The organism is Rhodoplanes sp. SY1 (genome assembly GCF_046000175.1).
Taxonomy (GTDB): domain Bacteria; phylum Pseudomonadota; class Alphaproteobacteria; order Rhizobiales; family Xanthobacteraceae; genus Rhodoplanes.
Genome location: NZ_JBEOMB010000386.1, coordinates 1 through 594, shown reverse-complemented (window position 1 = coordinate 594; position 594 = coordinate 1). Strand labels below are relative to the sequence as shown.

The 594-nt window shown below is 68.9% G+C and carries 1 protein-coding gene; it reads right to left on the bottom strand.

Features of this window, described 5'->3' with window-relative positions:
- A partial coding sequence (locus ABTU92_RS29845) for a hypothetical protein (RefSeq protein WP_408095159.1) occupies positions 1–594 on the bottom strand: 594 nt, incomplete at both ends.

Here is a 594-nt window from a genome sequence, read left to right as displayed (position 1 = left end):
CGTGGCCGTTCACGAAGGACATTCGCAGGAACAGTAACGGAAGCGCCCCACCGTCGGTGCGGGGTAGCGACTCGACAGCGGCCCAATCGCTGAACGTCCAGTCGATAGAGCCCGAGAGAGTGCCGTTCGGCGCGACACCGCCGGGCAGCACGACGCTGCGGGTCGAGCTGGTTAACTGATCGCCGATCGCCACGTCCAGGCCACCATTGCCGAACGTGACAGGAGTCGGGAGCAGCTCGACGCCGGCCGCGTCCTGCGGAATTACGAACTGCGGCAGGTTCGCACGAGCGTTCGGGCCGATCCACTCGAACGAATCACCGGGCCGCCCCCAACCCCGGCCGTTGCCGAGCGCACCCATCGCGGCGCTCGGTGCGCACGACATGCCGTCGAGCGTGTAGGCCGTGCCGGTGTCGTTGCCGATCAGGTACCTCACCGCGTCGAACTCTGCCGGCAGCGTGTAGACCGCGAACAGCGTGAAGCCCGGCGCGTTCAGAATGCCGAACGACCCGGCCTGCCCGTTCACGCCACCGGCGCCGATCGGCCGGAAGCTCGCGGCGATCAACGGAAGCGGGGCGCCGCGGGACAGCACCGCCC